The sequence below is a fragment of the Anaerobutyricum hallii DSM 3353 genome, from assembly GCF_000173975.1.
GTDB classification, from domain to species: domain Bacteria; phylum Bacillota; class Clostridia; order Lachnospirales; family Lachnospiraceae; genus Anaerobutyricum; species Anaerobutyricum hallii.
Map to the genome: position 1 here is coordinate 1 of NZ_ACEP01000070.1, position 18,463 is coordinate 18,463.

Consider the following 18,463-nt stretch of genomic DNA (forward strand, 5'->3'; position numbering starts at 1 on the left):
ATCTCCCTGAGTTCGTCTACCTTGCCTGCGGCAAATCAGGATTCAAATATTTTTTCAGATATTTTCCAGTATAAGATTTTTCTACCGCAGCAACTTCTTCCGGTGTTCCGCAAGTCACCATCGTGCCGCCGCCTTCGCCACCTTCTGGTCCCATATCAATGATATAATCGGCTGTTTTGATAACTTCAAGGTTATGCTCAATGACTACAACTGTATTGCCACCTTCCGTTAACCGCTGCAAAATATCAACCAGTTTATGAACATCGGCGAAGTGCAGTCCCGTTGTTGGCTCGTCTAAAACATATATTGTCTTTCCGGTACTCTGGCGGCTTAATTCTGTGGCAAGTTTTACTCGCTGTGCCTCTCCACCGGAAAGGGTTGTCGATGGCTGTCCTAACTTGATATAGGAAAGTCCTACATCTCGAAGTGTCTCTATCTTTCTTCGGATTGATGGCACGCTCTCAAAGAATTCACATGCTTCATCGACATTCATATCTAATACTTCAAATATGTTTTTGCCTTTGTATTTTACTTCCAATGTCTCTCTGTTGTAACGCTTTCCATGACAGACTTCACATGGTACATATACATCAGGAAGAAACTGCATTTCTATCTTTAAAATACCATCACCGGCACAGGCTTCACAGCGGCCGCCCTTTTTATTGAAACTGAAACGTCCTTTGTCATATCCTCTTGCTTTGGCATCTTTTGTCATAGCGAACAATTCACGGATATGATCAAATACTCCTGTATAAGTGGCTGGATTAGAACGTGGAGTACGTCCAATCGGAGACTGGTCAATGTTGATTATCTTATCTAACTGTTCTGTTCCTTCAATATCTTTATGTTTTCCTGGTTTAATTCTTGCACGGTTTAATACGCAGGCAAGCTTCTTATAGAGTATCTCATTGACAAGGGAGCTTTTTCCTGAACCGGAAACTCCTGTTACACAGGTAAATACGCCGATTGGAAACTTCACGTTGATATTCTTTAAGTTATTCTCCGAGGCTCCTTTCACCGTCAGATACCCCTGCGGCTTTCTCCGAACTTCTGGAACAGGGATTTTCATTTTCCCGCTAAGGTATGCTCCTGTAATGGAATCTGGATTCGCCATCAGTTCTTCTGCAGTTCCAACTGCGACAACTTTCCCACCATTTTCGCCTGCCATTGGTCCAATATCCACAATGCAGTCTGCCTCCCGCATCGTATCTTCATCATGCTCAACGACAATAAGTGAATTGCCTAAATCTCTCAGACGTTTTAATGCAGAAATGAGTTTGTCATTATCCCTCTGATGCAGACCGATACTCGGTTCATCAAGAATGTATGCCACTCCAACAAGTCCAGAACCAATCTGCGTTGCAAGACGAATTCGCTGTGCTTCTCCACCAGAAAGCGTCCCTGTTGGCTGTGAAAGACTTAAATAGTCAAGACCAACATCATTTAAAAAGCCGATTCTTCCACGAATTTCTCTTAACACCTGTTTACCGATAAGCTGCTGTCTTTCTGTAAGTTCAATTTCATTAAAATAGGAAATTAATCGCTTTACGGAGAGGCATGTCAATTCGGAAATATTGTACTGACCTACTGTTACTGCCAGAGATTCAGGCTTTAATCGCTGACCGTGACAACTATCACATGGAGTCACTGTCATAAAGTTTTCATATTCTGCTCTCTGACGTTCAGAATGATTCTCGCGATAACGACGCTGTACATTACGAAGCAAACCCTCAAAAGCAACGTCATAGACACCTTCTCCACGCTTTCCTTTATAGTATACTTTTACCTCATGTCCATTCGTTCCATGAATAATAATATTCTGGACTTCCGGACTTAAATCACAAAATGGCGTACTCAAATCAAAATTATACTCTCTTGCCAATGCATCAAGAACTGCTCTCGTATAACTCTTTGGATCTGTGCAAGACTGCCAGCCCAATACAGTAATCGCCCCATCTGCAATACTCATTTTTTTATCTGGAATCATCAGGTCAACATCAAACTCCATCTTAAATCCAAGTCCGTGACAGACTGGACAGGCTCCAAACGGATTATTGAAAGAAAAGCTTCGTGGCTCAATCTCATCAATGCTGATACCACAATCCGGGCAGGAAAAACTCTGGCTAAAATTCATCGGTTCCCCACCAACAACATCTACTAACAAAAGTCCCCCTGTAAGCTTCATTACGGTCTCAATCGAATCTGTAAGACGGTTTTCAATACCTTCCTTTATCATCAAACGGTCTACAATGATCTCAATATTGTGCTTTTTATTTTTTTCTAACTTAATCTCTTCTGCAAGGTCATACAGATTCCCGTCAATGCGAACACGGACATAGCCACTCTTTTTTGCGTCTTTTAATATTTTTACATGTTCTCCCTTTCTTCCTCTTACAATCGGTGCAAGAAGCTGAATTTTCGTCCGTTCTGGAAGCTTCATTAAAATATCTACAATCTGGTCTACTGTCTGCTTGGAAATTACTTTTCCACACTTTGGACAGTGAGGAATGCCAACTCTCGCATAAAGAAGCCGCAGATAATCATAGATTTCCGTTACTGTACCAACTGTAGAACGTGGATTGCGGTTCGTGGACTTCTGATCAATCGAAATGGCAGGAGAAAGACCCTGAATATCGTCAACGTCCGGCTTTTCCATCTGTCCTAAGAACTGTCTTGCATACGAAGACAGTGACTCCATATATCTTCTCTGTCCCTCCGCATAAATCGTATCAAATGCCAGTGAGGACTTACCAGAACCTGAAAGTCCTGTCAGTACTACAAATTCATTTCTCGGTATATCTATATTAATATTTTTAAGGTTATGCTCACGCGCCCCTCGAATGCGAATGTATTCTTTCTTTTCGCTCATTATATTGTATCCTTTCTAATCGTCATAATCCCTCAAAGCAATCTTATACTTTTTCAGTTCATCTCTTAATTCTGCCGCTTCTTCAAAGTTCAGTTCTGCCGCTGCCTTATTCATCTTCTTTGTTAACTTAGCTATCATTTCCGTAAGTTCCTTACGGTTCATAGATTCCATATCTTTCTTTAAGGAACCTCGGCTCTTCTCTGGTGCTTCTTCATTGGTAATAGAAATGACATCCCGAATTGCCTTTTGAATAGTCTTTGGCGTAATGCCATGTTCTTCATTATATGCCATCTGAATTTCACGACGCCGCTTTGTTTCTGTGATGGCGGCACGCATGGAGTCTGTAATCGTATCTCCGTACATAATAACGTGTCCTTCTGCATTTCGTGCGGCACGTCCGATTGTCTGTACAAGAGAAGTTTCTGAACGTAAAAATCCTTCCTTATCCGCATCAAGAATAGCAATCAGCGTAACCTCTGGAATATCTAATCCCTCTCTTAAAAGGTTAATTCCAACAAGAACATCAAATACACCCATTCGCAAATCTCTTACGATTTCAATTCTTTCTAATGTATCAATATCGGAATGAAGATATTTCACACGAATATCCAATTCTTTCATATAAGCAGTCAAATCTTCTGCCATCCGCTTCGTCAGGGTAGTTACCAGAACTTTATTCTTCTTCGCTACCTCTTTATTAATCTCACTAATCAAATCATCAATCTGTCCCTCTACTGGCCGGACATCAATCGGCGGGTCAAGAAGTCCTGTCGGACGGATAATCTGTTCTGCCCGGAGCATCTCATGCTCTCCCTCGTACACATTCGGAGTCGCAGATACAAAAAGCATCTGATCAATCCGCTCCTCAAATTCATCAAAATTAAGAGGACGGTTATCTAAAGCTGAAGGCAGCCGAAATCCGAAATCAACTAATGTCTGCTTTCTCGAACGGTCTCCTGCATACATTCCCCGCACCTGCGGAATTGTAATATGTGACTCATCGACAATCATAAGAAAATCATCCCCGAAGAAATCAATCAGCGTATACGGAGCCTTTCCCGGCTCTAATCCCGTAAGATGTCTCGAATAATTCTCAATTCCAGAACAAAATCCTGTCTCTTTTAACATCTCTATATCAAAATTCGTTCGTTCTGAAATTCTCTGTGCCTCTAAAAGCTGATCGTTCTCCTTAAAATATTCCACTCTCTCGTCAAGTTCTTCCTTAATCGTCTTCACCGCACGCTCAATCTGTTCCTGCGGCACAACATAATGCGAAGCCGGAAAAATAATCGCAAAATTAAGACTTGCCTTAATCTCTCCCGTCAGCACATCGACCTGCATAATCCGATCAATCTCATCACCAAAAAATTCAATGTGAATCGCATCTTCAAAAGAAGAAACCGGCACAACTTCCAGCACATCTCCACGTACACGGAAACTGCCTCTCTTAAAATCAAGCTCATTACGCACATACTGGATATCAATCAGACGGCGCACAACCTCATCCCTGTCAATCTCCATTCCAGGGCGCAGCGAAATCATCATCTTCGCATAATCGTTCTTGCTACCAATGCCGTAAATACACGAAACCGATGACACAACAATGACATCCTTCCTCTCAATCAGCGCTGCTGTCGCACTGTGGCGCAGCTTATCTATCTCATCATTAATCGAAGAATCCTTCTCTATATAAGTATCCGTAGAAGGAACATATGCTTCCGGCTGATAATAATCATAATAAGACACAAAATATTCTACCGCATTATGTGGAAAAAATGCCTTAAACTCACTGTAAAGCTGCGCTGCCAGAGTCTTATTATGTGCCAGAATCAGCGTCGGCTTATTCAACTGTGCAATGACATTCGCCATCGTAAATGTCTTACCGGAACCAGTAACTCCAAGCAAAGTCTCAAACTGATTCCCTTCTTTAAATCCCTTTACCAGCTCCTCAATTGCCTGTGGCTGGTCTCCAGTCGGCGCGAAGTCCGACACTAATTCGAAATGGTCCATGAAGCAAATCCTCCCTCTTATCGTAGTATGTTTCCGATTATATCAAATATACGAACAAATGTACAGACAAAATCCAAATATTTGTTCTGATTTAATTCATATAAGAAATAGACGCACCCGAAGAGAGAAGCCGCCCTATATCTGTGACTCTATCACTATGGGCTGAATGTTCGCTTGACGGCTCACATTCAGTCCTCGTTCTAAGACCATATATATAGGGCGGCTTCTCTCTTCGGGTACTTTCTTTGGCTTGATTTTGTTTGAATCAAATTGGCTGGTGTAGGAATTCAAGGATATAAGTAGAATCTTTCTACTTGCTTTAAAATTATTAAAATTCAGTATAACTATATATTATTATCAGTGATATCCATAAAATGTAGTTAAAAAATGGCAACCAATTCACTCATATACGGAAAGTATCTGCATACTGAAAACGCTATATCACGCTTTATTCACTTTTTCGTCTTCTTACTACAAGGAAGATAATCACAACGGCTGCAGCCACTCCAATGATAATCCATGTCAGGATTGGTGTAGTATCGCCAGTCTTACCACTCTTAGACTTCTTCTTCTTATTATTAGGTGGTGTCTTTTCCTTTTCTGTTGAAGTAGTCTCCTCTTCACTAGAAGTTGTCTCTTCCTCCTCGTCACCTTTTTCTCTATTTGTAAGAGTGATCGTACCAGTTTGCTGTTCCATAGATAATTCTACATTGCCCTCACCACTGATCTTATAAGCAAAATTATCTGGATCAATCGTGTTACCATCTGCATCTGTCTCTTCTATGTAAACTTTCGTTGTGCTGCCATCCTTCTCAACTCGAACAGGTACAGTCACCTTACCATTCTGCTGTAACTGTACTGTCTGAATAAGTTCATTCTCTACATTATCGTCTGAACCTGTCTGCTTGTAGACAGAAGCATAGAACGTATCATTTGTTGTTGTCTGCTGTCCATTCTGATCAAGCACCTTCTTCTCAATGGTCAGCTCTGCTACAACCACGAAATCATCAGGAATAATAGTAAATACGTTACTGATATTCATCTTTCCCTGTGGACGGCCCTGTAACTGCACTTTATTATCTGCAGAATCACCGGAGCCATCTCCAACTACACATTTATATGTTCTATCCTTCTCTGTATGGGTCTCTCCCATAGCATATGGAACACCATTCTCATCTGTTTCGAACAGATAATAAATACCGTCTGGAAGATTATCATACTTTATTGTCTCACTGTGGCTTCCATTAAAATCAATTGTCTTCAAGTAATTCTTTCCATAAGGAATCGTTCCTTCGGCATCGCAGAACAATCCAACATAATATCTTGCTCCTGGAACAGTCTCTCCATTCTCTTCATAAGATTTCGGCGCCTGCAGATTATAAATCTTCCCTGTTTCCGGATCCATATAAACTAAAGCCTTTGTTACTTCTAAAGAACCCTGCTGATTACTTACTCCCTTGGTATAAGTCTCCACATCATAAATCCAGTTCTGTCCATCTTCCATATATGGAATCGCAACTAAAAATGGAGAAAACATCCCATAAGAAGCGCTGTCTTTTTCTTCGACAAGATACATTCCCTGCGCCAGATCCGTAAAACTAACTTTACCGTTACTATCTGTTTTCTTTGTTACTGATGAAATACCGGAATTGTCAATGACAGTAGTAAGCTTCTTCGCCGAATTCAGGTTCTTATCACTTGTTGTAATATCATTGACATCTACACCTGTAGATTCTAAAGAACTCGCAATATCAAAAGAAATATTCACCCCGTCATGACCGATAGATGCAACCTGATAAATGCTGACAGAAACTCCACTCTTATTCGTAATGCTGTCTTCCTGCTTTACATCATCCAAATTAATCGTTATGCTGCCTTTTTTGTCCTTATTATAGCTATCTGCTGCTTTTATCTGCGCTGGCAGCAACAACCCTGCCACCATCGCCACTATAGCAAAAAAAGCGCCAATATACTTACTAAACTTCCTGGCTATTATAGATTTCATCAACTGTGCCTCCTTTTTAATAATTCATTATGGTATATTCCTTTTCTTTCTTATACCTTCTTATTTCTTTTTGTTACCGCCTGATTTCTTTTTATGCCTGCGTTTCTTTCGCTTTCTATTCTTCCTGCTGCGCACCAGGCTGTAAATAATTAAAAGTATAAGAATCCCCGTTGAAATCAACAAGACTTTTTGCTTCAACAGCCACTTCCATAAATTATTCTTTCGAGAACTGCTGCTCTTCTCCTTATATGGTACCCTCCTTGCGTGAACTAACAGACGATGCGTATTAATTCCATACGGAGTACATGTTACCAATGTTACCCTGTCCTGCCCTCTCGCAATGGCAAGATGTCCTGTTTCTTCTGGCCTCACTGTCTCTACATTAAACACTCTATATGCCAGTGTCTTACCGAGAATATGAATGTAAAATTCATCATTCCGCTCCATCTGATCTAAATTAGAAAAAAGTTCCGCACTGGGAAGTCCTCGATGGCCGGTCAATACCGCATGGGTATTCTTCCCTCCAATTGGTATCGAACTTCCCTCAAGATGCCCGATTCCTTTTTCCAGAACTTCCTGAGAAGTTCCATGATAAATTGGCAGATACAGAGAAATCTTTGGAATCTCCAAAGCGCCCATAACACCGCTTTCTTCCATATTTAAAATATGATTATATGCGCTGTCCGGCTTCTTCTCTTCCTGTGAAAATGCATCTGAAAGCTGTGGATTCTCTCTTGCCAGTCTCTCATTATATTCTCTGGCATCCTCCCAATACTTTTTACGCTTCTGCTCATTCATCGTATGGACTGCATGATCATAAGAATCTATTACCTTTCCCTCACGAATCTGATTATAAAGCGTCCCAAGTACCGGATAATTCAACGTCGCATATCCTGCCACAAAAAGCAGTGTGATCAGTATTCCTAATATCTTACTTTTCATTTCGCCTAACCTGTTTTTTCCTTGCTTTTTTCTTTTTACCAATTGATAATTTTTTATCAAAGTTATTGAATTTTTTCTTTGGAAGTGACATCTTCCCCCACCTGTAGAAATCGGGAAGCCCCCACTGATACTGATTTGTTGCTCACCACCTACAGGTGGGAGTCATCTCACATCTGATATATCTGAAGGAAAAATAACACTACTTCTTCTCAATTTATTAAAAGCAAAAAATAAAAAAGTACCGCATCAAAGAGGTGAGACGATACTTTTTTATTACTTTTAATAAAATGTACTCTCGGAGTCTTTCCTGCACTTGCTTTTGTGGCTGATTTTCCGCCAGTCGCACCCGAATTTCATCAACGTACGTACCGCGTACGCTTCAGAAATTTGGACACAACTTACAAAAAATCTTCTCACAAAATCAAGCACAAAAAGCTTCCGAGAGTACATTAAATTGTTTTAACGAATATATTTTTCTGCTATTTTCTTAAGTTTTTCTGGATTTTGGGTATACCAGCTTTCATAGGTTAAATGCTCTGCCGAAATCATCTGACCAAGTTCTACAAAGAAATCTGGGATTTCTTCTGCAAGCATTGTTCCCCATTCTTCTCCAAAATGCTCTGCTCCCTGTGCATCTGTTCCATTTACATGAAAAGCAAATGCCGGCTGCATTTTTCCATCCACACGTTTAGATGCCCCGTGGAAACCAAGCTTTCCGATCTGATGTGTTCCGCAAGAAGAAGTACATCCAGATATATGAATTCTTGGAAGTACCCCATCTGCAAAATGATAAGGCTCTACTGTCGCCACAATACTTGCAAGCAATCCCTGAGAATCTCTAAGTCCAATCTGGCATACGGTACTTCCAATACATGATACAGATGTTTCAAACAAGTTTTTTGCCCCGTCTTCTGTAATTGCAGCAATCTCCTTTGCCTGTGACGCATTCAGATTAATAATATACAATGTTTCATCTGGAGCAATGCGAACTTCTGCGTCTCCAATATCTTTTATTATATTATAAATTTCTCCAAACTTCTTCACTGGGACAATTCCACCTATTGGGTGATATGCCACTGCATATAGTCCCTGTTGTTTCTGTGGAAGAATACGTTCTGATGCTGCTTCTTTTTGTGGATAACTTTCTGCTGTTTCTAATATAACATTTTCATCCGTTTTTACTATGTTGTCTGCTACATTCTTGGTTATGCTCTCTGTTATATTTTCTGACATATCAGCAGTGTTTTTTCCTTCAACATCATCCGCACTATTATTTTCCATATTATTTATTGCATTTTCGGCTACTTTTCCTTCTAACTTTATAAGAAGAGAATCTTTATATTCTGCCTTTACTTCTGCTAACTTTTCCTGATATGCTTTGCGGTAGCCATCTACCCCTAATGTCTCCTGCATGTATCTTGTTCTTGATTTAGCACGACTCTCATAATTACCATAAGTAGTAAATGTCCGAACCATTGCTTCTACATAATAAAGTACCTCTTCAGGCTTTACATTTTCCGCAACCTTTACTCCCATTCGGTAATTATTTCCCAGTCCGCCTGCACTGTATACATCAAAAGTTCCTTCTTCTTTTGCTACAAATCCAAGATCTCTAAATGTTGCATGTGTTACATTCGCCAGAGAATTAGAAAATCCTACTTTTAACTTTCTTGGAAGCTTCACCGTCTTGATGATTCCCATCAGATAATCTCCCGCTTCTTCCGCATAAGGAAGTACATCGAAATATTCCCCCTGTTCCACCCCAGAGAGGGGAGAGACCATAGTATTTCTTGGGAAATCTCCACCGCCTCCTCGAGTAACAATGCCAGCATCCATTGCCTGCTCCATAATATCGCAAACCGCCTTTGCATCTAAATCATGAAACTGCACTGTCTGGCAAGTTGTGATATGTGCTCTTTTCACATCATACCTTTCAATAGAATCTACGAGGAACTTTAACTTTTCCTTCGTCACTCTGCCGCCTGGCATACGCAGGCGGAGCATGCTCGCTTCTCCACCTTTTTGTGCATAACTTCCAAAGCCGCCAGAGAACCCTTTATAATCTTTCACACTGACTTCTTTTGCATAAAATTTCTCTGTCATCTCTCGAAATTCTTTTAAATCTGCTTTAAATTCCTTCATTAATTCCTGATTCATATTTCCTCGACCTTACTTTCTATGTATTCTCTATAACGAATTATGATTTTCTCGCAATAATAACGAATTAAATTATATCATACTTATCCTACCTGCGAAAGTAGTAATAAATTTAATAGTAATTTGTTGAGCTAAACAAAAGCGACAGGCTAACCAGGAAACTAATTGGTAAAGTTATTGTTTGACAATTTGGGGATTTCTCAGAAAATTGTACTCATTAGGAAATTAAATTTGAAAGGGCCAATACTCAAACTACTGGCATAATGTAGCAATATCCTACATTTACTCCAATTACCAAAGACAGTTTCCAAGAAAGACGTCTCTCCTTTGCCTGCGGCAAAACGCAATTGTTAGCACTCATTTAAATTGAGTGCTAATTTTTTCTTGACATTCCTGCAAACTGGTATTAGTATAAGAATGGTATTGATAAAAATACAAAGGCAATATTCCAGTCAGAAGTTTTTTGACTTAGTTCATAGAATATTAGCCTACATTTATATAATTAATTTTAAGGAGATGCTTATTATGGCTAAACAGGGAAGTTTATCAATTAACAGTGAAAATATTTTTCCTATTATAAAGAAATGGCTCTATTCTGACCACGACATTTTCATCCGTGAGTTAGTAAGTAACGGATGCGATGCTGTAACAAAGCTGAAAAAGCTTTCTGTTATGGGTGAATTTGAAGAAGCTGACGATGAGAAGTATAAAGTAGAAGTTCGTATTAATCCTACTGACAAGACTCTTACCTTTATTGATAATGGTATTGGTATGACAGAGGACGAAGTAGACGAATACATCAATCAGATTGCTTTTTCTGGTGCTGCTGCTTTCATGGAACAGTATAAAGACAAAGCAAGTGATGAGCAGATTATAGGTCATTTCGGACTTGGTTTCTATTCTGCATTTATGGTTGCTGATAAGGTTACTATTGATACTCTTTCTTATAAAGAAGGCGCTACACCAGTTCACTGGGAATGTGATGGTGGTACAGAATTTGATATGGAAGATGGTGACAAAGCAGAGCGTGGTACAACAATTACTCTTTACCTCAACGATGAGAGTTATGAATTCTGTAATGAATACCGCTGCCGCGAAGTTCTTAACAAATACTGTTCTTTCATGCCAGTTGAAATTTACTTTGTAAATGAGGAAGAAGAAGCGAAAAAGGCTGAGGAAGCTGCCAAAAAGGATGCTGAAGAAAAGGTAATTGACGTAGACGTAAAGGACGCTGATGCAAAAGAAAATAACGCTGATACAGAAGATGGTGATTCCGAAGTAACTCTTGAAGAGGAAGAAGAGGAAGAAGATGATGCACCTAAGCCAATCAACCAGATTCATCCATTATGGACAAAGCATCCAAACGACTGTACTGATGAAGAATATAAAGAATTTTACCGTGATGTATTCCACGATTATAAAGAGCCTTTATTCTGGATTCATTTGAACATGGATTATCCATTTAACTTAAAAGGTATCCTTTATTTCCCTAAAATCAATACAAAATATGATACAATCGAGGGAACAATTAAGTTATATAACAATCAGGTATTTATCGCAGATAATATTAAAGAAGTTATTCCTGAATACCTCTTATTATTAAAGGGATGCATTGACTGTCCAGACCTTCCACTGAACGTATCAAGAAGTGCATTACAGAATGACGGTTTTGTTAAGAAAATTTCTAACTACATCACTAAGAAAGTTGCGGAAAAGCTTTCCGGTATGTGCAAGACCGATCGTGAAAACTATGAAAAATACTGGGATGACATCAGCCCATTCATTAAGTTTGGCTGCATCCGTGACCAGAAATTTAACGATAAGATGAAAGATTACATCATCTTCAAGAACATGGAGGGCAAATATGTTACACTTCCAGATTATCTTGAAGCTGGTAAAGAAAAATACGAAAACAATGTTTTCTATATCACAGATGAAGTAGCACAGTCTCAGTATATCAATATGTTCAAAGAACAGGAAATTGATGCCATCTACCTGACACACCAGATTGATACAACATTTATCACTCACTTAGAGCAGAGAAATCCAGAAGTAAAATTCCTGCGTATCGACTCTGAACTGACTGATAACTTCAAAGAAACAATTGATGAGAACGAAGAAAAAGAACTCACTGAAAAGCTTTCCGAGAAGTTCAAAAAGGCAACTGGTGTTGAAAACTTAATCGTAAAAGTTGAAAAGCTGAAAAATGCCGATATGCCTTCTATGATCACCGTTTCTGAACAAACACGTCGTATGTCCGAAATGATGGAAATGTACGGAATGAGCAACAGCTCCACAGGACTTGGTGCAGAAGGTGAAACTCTCGTCCTTAACATGAACAATGACTTAGTTCAGTATGTTTTAAACAATGACGAAAGCGAAAATACTACTACAATCTGCCAGCAGCTCTATGACCTTGCACGTCTGGCAAACCATCCGCTGAAACCGGAAGAGATGACTGCATTTGTTGCACGTTCCAATAAAATACTCTCCATTCTGACGAAATAATTTCTGATTTGCCGCAGGCAAGGGAGACGCCCTCTGGGAATGAAATAATCCTTATTTCATTCCCAGAGGGCGTCTCCCTTGCTGCACAATCAGAAGTTAATAAAATCCATTATATTCTTTGTCGTTTTTCTTTAATTCCTGATTAATATATCCTCTTCCTAATTTCTCTGGAAGTGTTTTTTGACCAGAGAACAGATTCGTTCCTAATCCCAGGCGATTTCCATCAATCTGTACTCCCAAAGCTGCTAATGTCGTTGGAAACATATCCATTGTAGAAAAATCTCTGTTTTCGGTCACATTTTCTTTATAGGTACAATCAGCATTGATAATTGTATTATACACGGTTCTTTTATAATTATTATTTAAATTACCCCATATCGGATCGGACGTATCGACCATTGTCGTATGATCACCAGCTATAACAATTGTCGTATTTTTGTAAAAATCCTGTTTTTTTATCCATTCTACAAAGTCATATACCTGCTGGTCTGCACAGGCAATTACATTAGCATATTGTCTGTTATATTTATCTTTACAAAGTCGGCATTTATAACCTCGTGGAAAATGCGTATCCACCGTCAGCATTGTAAGATTAAATGGTTTGTCAGACGAAGAAAGCTGTTCGAGCTGCTTCTTCGCACGTTTATATAATATTTCGTCTTCATGCCCCCAAAATACTTTGTAATCCGGCGCAATGAATCCTTCTTTTTTCGCTGCGTTATAATCTTCTATATGAAAATCTTTGTGGCTTGTAAAGTATGTATCTCTTCCGGCAAAGTCTCCCTCACTTCCACACAAAAACACCTGCTGGTATCCTTCTTTATTAAGAATATCTCCCATTGTTGTTAAATTAGGAAGAAAGTTTCCAAACATAGATCCCGAATTATGAAGCTTTAAATTAATTGCTGCTGTCTGTGCAACCATTCCTCCAACCGTATAAGCCGTTGCCTCTAAACAAGTTGGCCCGCCTAGCTTTCCATCCGCCTTATCTGAAAAATTTATATTTTCCTTCGCCAATTTTGTCAGATTCGGAATATAATTATCATCCATGATACCGCCATCTTCCTGATCGGCATAACTACTTTCCATTGATTCCATAAATATATAAATCAAATTTCTTTTTTGAGATGGAAAATCAAGTTTTGTCTTAGCTGGGTTTACATAATATTTTTCATAGAAATCCGTTTTCTCCTGAACACTTTTTATATACTCCCACATACCTACTTTTGTTCCCTGAACTTGTATTGTTCCAACCAGGGCAATGAGCAGAATAATTTCCAGACAGATTTTAGTCCATGCAGGAACCTTTTTTACAGGTAAATCTTCAAGATTGTATAATACTCTTACCATAATAAGATAAACTATGCTAATCGTAAGCGTAACAAGGAGCGGCGGAATAATTCCTGTTTTTATAATACTGTTTATTACGCCACTGTCCGTTCCTTTTATCGGACTGGTAAGCTGCAGCACAATAATGGAAAATGAAACATCCCCACATGTACTTTTAAGCCATGCAACCATACTACATACCAGCAGTGTTATAAATAAGGCTACCGGAACTAATAAACCAAACGGAAATGATAATACTTTCAATATTTTGTTCTGATCCGTCCTCTTCTGAAGTTCAACCGCATGAGATAATAGCAAATAGCAAGCCGGCATAAGCAAAAACATCATAAAATAAATTATCATTGTTATCTGTTTTTTCTGCACACGCTCCCTGTAATTTGCATTTAATTCTATATGATCTAATACAAACTGCTGCCCTATCTTGCTTCCAAAACGAACTTTTATCCTTGTTATTCCAGTAGCATCTATCTCTCCAAATGCTATTTTTTCTCCTTTTTTTATATTAGCCCATACTCTTGGGTTCTGTTCATAAGTAGGCTTTTCTTTGGTCTGGTAAGAAATTTTTACATCTGTATCCTGCGCCACTGGTTCTTCAAAATATACTTTTACATTGGCAATTTTCGAGGACTGCATCTTATACTTTATAAAAGGTCTTGCTTCTTTAATAAGAAAATGATTTCCATTTATCTCATACCCACGAAATTCTGCTTTTTCCAGATTCACATTCTGCGGTTTTAATGCTTTTTCCTGCGGAATTCCAGAAATATGCCATGCAAAAAATAAACTAAGAAGCACAATAACTATTATCCCTGCTACTTTACTGACAGATTTTTTTAAAAAATGTCTCCAACACACAGTAAGGCCAAAGAGCAAAATGCCTGCAATCAGTCTTTTTAATACTGGTGCCATCAGGTTTTCCATTCCTTTTTCTTCTCTCATAAGATAAAGGGCAGTCATGATTCCTGCACAGAGGATTATTGCAGCCAAAACAAATCCTACTACAGCTTTTATATAATTCTTTTGTTGCTTATTCATCTGTTTCAATCTTCTCCTAATAAAACTGATTATACATTTTATCGTTTCGTTTCAGTTCTTTATTAATATAATTAGCACCTAATTCTTCTCTCAACGTCTCTTCTCCTGAAAATAAATTAGTTCCTAATCCAAGTTTATTCCCATCAATTTCTACACCAAGAGCCGCCAATGTTGTTGGGAACATATCCATTGTAGAAAACTTTCTCTTTGTCGTAACTTTTTTCTTATATGCACATTGCGGATTAATTATTGCATTATATACCGTACGCTGATAGTCATTGCTTAAACTTTTCCAGAACTTACTTCCTGTATCTACCATAGAAGTATGATCTCCGGCAATAATAATTGTCGTGTCTTCATAGAAGTCCTGTTTCTTTATCCATTGTACAAAGTCGTAAACCTGACGGTCTGCACAGGCTACTGCATTCCCGTAAGTGGTATCGTATTTGTTCTCACATAAATCACAAATATATCCATTAGGGAAATGTGTGTCTACCGTCAGCATAGTAAGATTAAAAGGTTTACCTTCCTTAGATAATTTTTTCAGATTCTTTTTTGCTCTTTCATATAGAACTTTATCCTCATGACCCCAGTACACTTTATAATCTTTTGGGATATCTCCTTCTTTTATTGCGGCTTTATAATCTTCAATCTGATAGTCTTTATGTGTTTTAAAATAGGCATCTCGCCCTGCAAAATCTCCATCACTTCCACACAAAAACATCTGATTGTATCCCTGTTTGTTAAGGATATCACCAAGTGCTGTCAGGTTAGGAAGGAATGAGTCAGATACTGCCCCAGAATTCATTACTTTTAAGTTAATTGCAGATGTCTGTGCTACCAATCCACCGGCAGTATACGCTGTTGCTTCTAAACAGACAGGTCCACCCACTTTTCCATCTTTCTTATCAGTAAACTATACATTTTCTCTTGCAAGCTTCGTCAGGTTCGGAATATAATTATCATCCATAGTTCCACCATCTTCCTTATCTGCGTAACTGCTTTCCATAGATTCCATAAATATGTAAATCAGATTTTTCTTTTCCTTAGGAAATGTCATCTTTACCTTTGCAGGATTCACATATTCTTTTTCATAAAAATCAGAACTCTCCCTCACACTTTGTATGTAATCCCACATACCTATCTCTGTTCCCTGTACCTGTACAGTATGCAGAAAAAATACAACCATAACTACTTCTATACAAATCTTACTCCATCTTGGAATTTTCTTCACTGGAAGATCTTCTAATGCATACATTCCCCGCACAATGAAAAGATAGCACAGTACAGCTGCTACGGCAAGAAGTACCGGAGGAACTACTGCAGTCTTGATGATACTGTTTATAATTCCGCTATCTGTTCCTTTTATCGGACTTGTAAGCTGTAAAAGGATAATGGAAAATGAAACATTTCCACATGTCATCTTCACCCATTCTACTAAATTCACTACAAGGAAGGTGGCAAATAATGAAAGAATTGTTATAAATCCAAATGGAAAAGATAAAATTCGCAGGCAAATATTTTTATCCGTTTTCTCCTGCCACTTCTTTCCTGCTGCTAATATAAAATATCCTGCCGGAATCAGCATGAAAAACACAAAATATTTCACCATGCTGACTTTCTTTTGATGCATACGTGCCGCATAATTTCCATTGATTTCGGTATATCCATAATCAAACTGTGTTCCAATCTTTCTTCCGATACCAATTTTAATTCTCGTAACATCTTTTACTTTCATTGAAACACAGCCTACTGTCTCTCCCTTATGAACTTTTACACGCATTTTTCTTGTTTTATTATCAAATCCATGCTGTGTCTTTGTCTCATACAGAACACGCACAATAACTTTCTGTGTAACTGGTTTTGAAAAATGTACCGTAACATTATCAAGATAATCTACATTAATTTCTTTTACAATATTTGCGTTTGCCTCTGCTACTGTAAAATGACCATCTTTAATATCATAACGATCAAATTCACTTTCCGGTGTTTCTAATCGCTGCGGCTTCAACTGGCTTTCCTGCCAGATTCCAGAATTCTGCCATGAAAAAACTCCCGCAACAAAAAGAAGAACAATAATACCTGCTATCTTTCTATTTCTTTTCTTTAGCAGATGACGTACTGCTATTGCAATTCCTAATAATACTGCTATTTCTACAGTCAGTTCCACTTTTTTTACCAATTCTTCAGCAGAAAGGCCAAGCTCTCCTTTTAAATAATTGGCCCCTGCAATTCCTATGCACGCAATAAAAAAAGCGGCCAGAAAATAGATTACTGCCGCTTTTTTCCTGCTCTGCATGTTCCCCTGATTTTCCATCTTTTCCTCCTTATGTATTTTATGTAATTTGCTATATTACATTTTTTAATCTTGTTTTTGTTTTGTACTTCTCAAACGTATTTCATAAATGCTTTCTGCAAGATATGAACCACACACGCTCTCTAAAACAAACCAATCAAGAATTATAGCATGAAAAGATAGAATTGTAAATGCAGGTACTACATAAAACGATACTATTTGAAATATTTATCTACGCCATTCGCAATTCCCTTCGCAAGTTTCTTCTGGTAAGAAGAAGAATTCAACTGACGGTCCTCTGTTGGATTTGTGAGGAAACCACACTCTAAAATCATTGTAGGAATCTTTGCCCAGTTAATAGTTGTATAATAATCTGAGCGGATTGTTCCGTGACTTTTCTTATTCACAGCTTTTGCTACGGAACTTAACAGGCAGCTTCCAAGACGGCGTGAACTGTTAAATATCTTCTTTCCAACATAACGTGAACTTCCGGGAACACAAACCAAAGGACCTCTCGCACTTGCTCCTGATGCATTACAGTGAATACAGATATGGATATCCGCACCACTCTTATTCGCTTTCTTTGTTCTCTGCTGGTTAGAAAGTGGACAATTATTGGTTGTTCGGAGCATGATTACTTTATATCCTCTCTTCTTCAGCTCTTTTTTTGTCGCTTTTGCAATTGCAAGATTAGTCTTATATTCTGGGATATGCGTACGTACACCAGCAGTACCAGATGTCAGTTTTGCTTTTCTTCTGGAAGAACCTGGCGCTAATCTTTCTGTAGAAGAGATTCCTCTCTGCTGGTGTCCAGCCGCTATAAATACAGTTCTCTGCTTCTTTGCTTTTGTCTTTTTTTTCTTTTTTGCTGTCTTTTTTGCTGTCTTTGTTGTTGCTTTCTTTGCCTGTGTAGTCGCTGCCGCTGCTTTAGCAGATACTTTCAATGTACTTGTCGGAATCATAGTAAAAACCAGCATAAAAATCATCAGCAAGCTAAACGTTTTTTTCATCATTTTCTTCACTTTTTATTCCTCCCTGTAAAATTTATAAGTCCATTATACACTCTGCAAAAATATACGTCCACTGATTTAATTTACTATTTAATTCGTTAGACAAACAGACGCCCGGGAAGAGAACCGATACCCTATATTTGTGACTTTAGTCGCGGCGGTTTAAATGCTCGCTTTATGTGCTCGCATCTAAACCTTGCTCCGAGGCCACAAATATAGGGTATCGGTTCTCTTCCCGGGCTGTCTTTGGATGGATTTTGTTTGAATTAAATAGTGGTTGC

General features: G+C 38.5%; 10 protein-coding genes. 1 reads left to right on the forward strand and 9 read right to left on the reverse strand.

Going from position 1 to position 18,463, the window contains the following annotated elements; all coding sequences use genetic code 11:
• Nucleotides 1-16: 16 nt before the first annotated feature.
• The 5 genes from uvrA to EUBHAL_RS16160 all read right to left on the reverse strand — a co-directional run bounded on the left by uvrA (nt 17) and on the right by EUBHAL_RS16160 (nt 9,983).
• Nucleotides 17-2,869, reverse strand: coding sequence for an excinuclease ABC subunit UvrA (uvrA, locus tag EUBHAL_RS06795; protein ID WP_005346991.1), 2,853 nt, complete (start codon nt 2,867-2,869; stop codon nt 17-19).
• 15 nt (nt 2,870-2,884) lie between these two features.
• A complete protein-coding gene (gene uvrB / locus EUBHAL_RS06800; RefSeq protein WP_005346993.1) occupies nt 2,885-4,879 on the reverse strand; it encodes an excinuclease ABC subunit UvrB in 1,995 nt (664 codons plus the stop codon).
• A gap of 448 nt (nt 4,880-5,327) precedes the next feature.
• Complete coding sequence (locus EUBHAL_RS06805) at nt 5,328-6,884, reverse strand: isopeptide-forming domain-containing protein (protein ID WP_005346995.1); 1,557 nt, start codon at nt 6,882-6,884, stop codon at nt 5,328-5,330.
• A 60-nt stretch (nt 6,885-6,944) separates the two neighbouring features.
• A complete protein-coding gene (locus tag EUBHAL_RS06810; protein ID WP_005346997.1) occupies nt 6,945-7,826 on the reverse strand; it encodes a class C sortase in 882 nt (293 codons plus the stop codon).
• A 459-nt stretch (nt 7,827-8,285) separates the two neighbouring features.
• Nucleotides 8,286-9,983 carry a nitrite/sulfite reductase gene (locus EUBHAL_RS16160; protein WP_005347000.1) on the reverse strand — a complete coding sequence of 566 codons (1,698 nt, stop codon included), beginning with the start codon at nt 9,981-9,983 and terminating at the stop codon, nt 8,286-8,288.
• Between the two features lie 525 nt (nt 9,984-10,508).
• On the opposite strand from EUBHAL_RS16160, the gene htpG reads away from it, so the two are divergent.
• Nucleotides 10,509-12,491, forward strand: coding sequence for a molecular chaperone HtpG (gene htpG / locus EUBHAL_RS06820; protein ID WP_044922367.1), 1,983 nt, complete (start codon nt 10,509-10,511; stop codon nt 12,489-12,491).
• Between the two features lie 96 nt (nt 12,492-12,587).
• Here the strand turns inward: htpG and EUBHAL_RS14770 are convergent, their stop codons facing one another.
• The 4 genes from EUBHAL_RS14770 to EUBHAL_RS06835 form a co-directional block, all read right to left on the reverse strand.
• A complete protein-coding gene (locus tag EUBHAL_RS14770) occupies nt 12,588-14,876 on the reverse strand; it encodes an LTA synthase family protein (protein ID WP_005347002.1) in 2,289 nt (762 codons plus the stop codon).
• Between the two features lie 16 nt (nt 14,877-14,892).
• The gene (locus EUBHAL_RS14775; RefSeq protein ID WP_005347003.1) at nt 14,893-15,768 is read right to left on the reverse strand and encodes an LTA synthase family protein; all 876 of its coding nucleotides are present in this window, start codon (nt 15,766-15,768) and stop codon (nt 14,893-14,895) included.
• A gap of 24 nt (nt 15,769-15,792) precedes the next feature.
• Nucleotides 15,793-17,193, reverse strand: a complete 1,401-nt coding sequence (locus tag EUBHAL_RS14780) for an LTA synthase family protein (RefSeq protein WP_005347004.1) — start codon at nt 17,191-17,193, stop codon at nt 15,793-15,795.
• A gap of 194 nt (nt 17,194-17,387) precedes the next feature.
• Complete coding sequence (locus EUBHAL_RS06835; RefSeq protein ID WP_005347006.1) at nt 17,388-18,185, reverse strand: N-acetylmuramoyl-L-alanine amidase family protein; 798 nt, start codon at nt 18,183-18,185, stop codon at nt 17,388-17,390.
• Nucleotides 18,186-18,463: the final 278 nt, after the last annotated feature.

Bases quoted from the DNA above. Each gene is read 5' to 3' on its own strand.
- uvrA (WP_005346991.1), bottom strand. From the start codon at position 2,869: ATGAGCGAAAAGAAAGAATACATTCGCATTCGAGGGGCGCGTGAGCAT.
- uvrB (WP_005346993.1), bottom strand. From the start codon at position 4,879: ATGGACCATTTCGAATTAGTGTCGGACTTCGCGCCGACTGGAGACCAG.
- EUBHAL_RS06805 (WP_005346995.1), bottom strand. From the start codon at position 6,884: ATGAAATCTATAATAGCCAGGAAGTTTAGTAAGTATATTGGCGCTTTT.
- EUBHAL_RS06810 (WP_005346997.1), bottom strand. From the start codon at position 7,826: ATGAAAAGTAAGATATTAGGAATACTGATCACACTGCTTTTTGTGGCA.
- EUBHAL_RS16160 (WP_005347000.1), bottom strand. From the start codon at position 9,983: ATGAATCAGGAATTAATGAAGGAATTTAAAGCAGATTTAAAAGAATTT.
- htpG (WP_044922367.1), top strand. From the start codon at position 10,509: ATGGCTAAACAGGGAAGTTTATCAATTAACAGTGAAAATATTTTTCCT.
- EUBHAL_RS14770 (WP_005347002.1), bottom strand. From the start codon at position 14,876: ATGAATAAGCAACAAAAGAATTATATAAAAGCTGTAGTAGGATTTGTT.
- EUBHAL_RS14780 (WP_005347004.1), bottom strand. From the start codon at position 17,193: ATGGAAAATCAGGGGAACATGCAGAGCAGGAAAAAAGCGGCAGTAATC.
- EUBHAL_RS06835 (WP_005347006.1), bottom strand. From the start codon at position 18,185: ATGATGAAAAAAACGTTTAGCTTGCTGATGATTTTTATGCTGGTTTTT.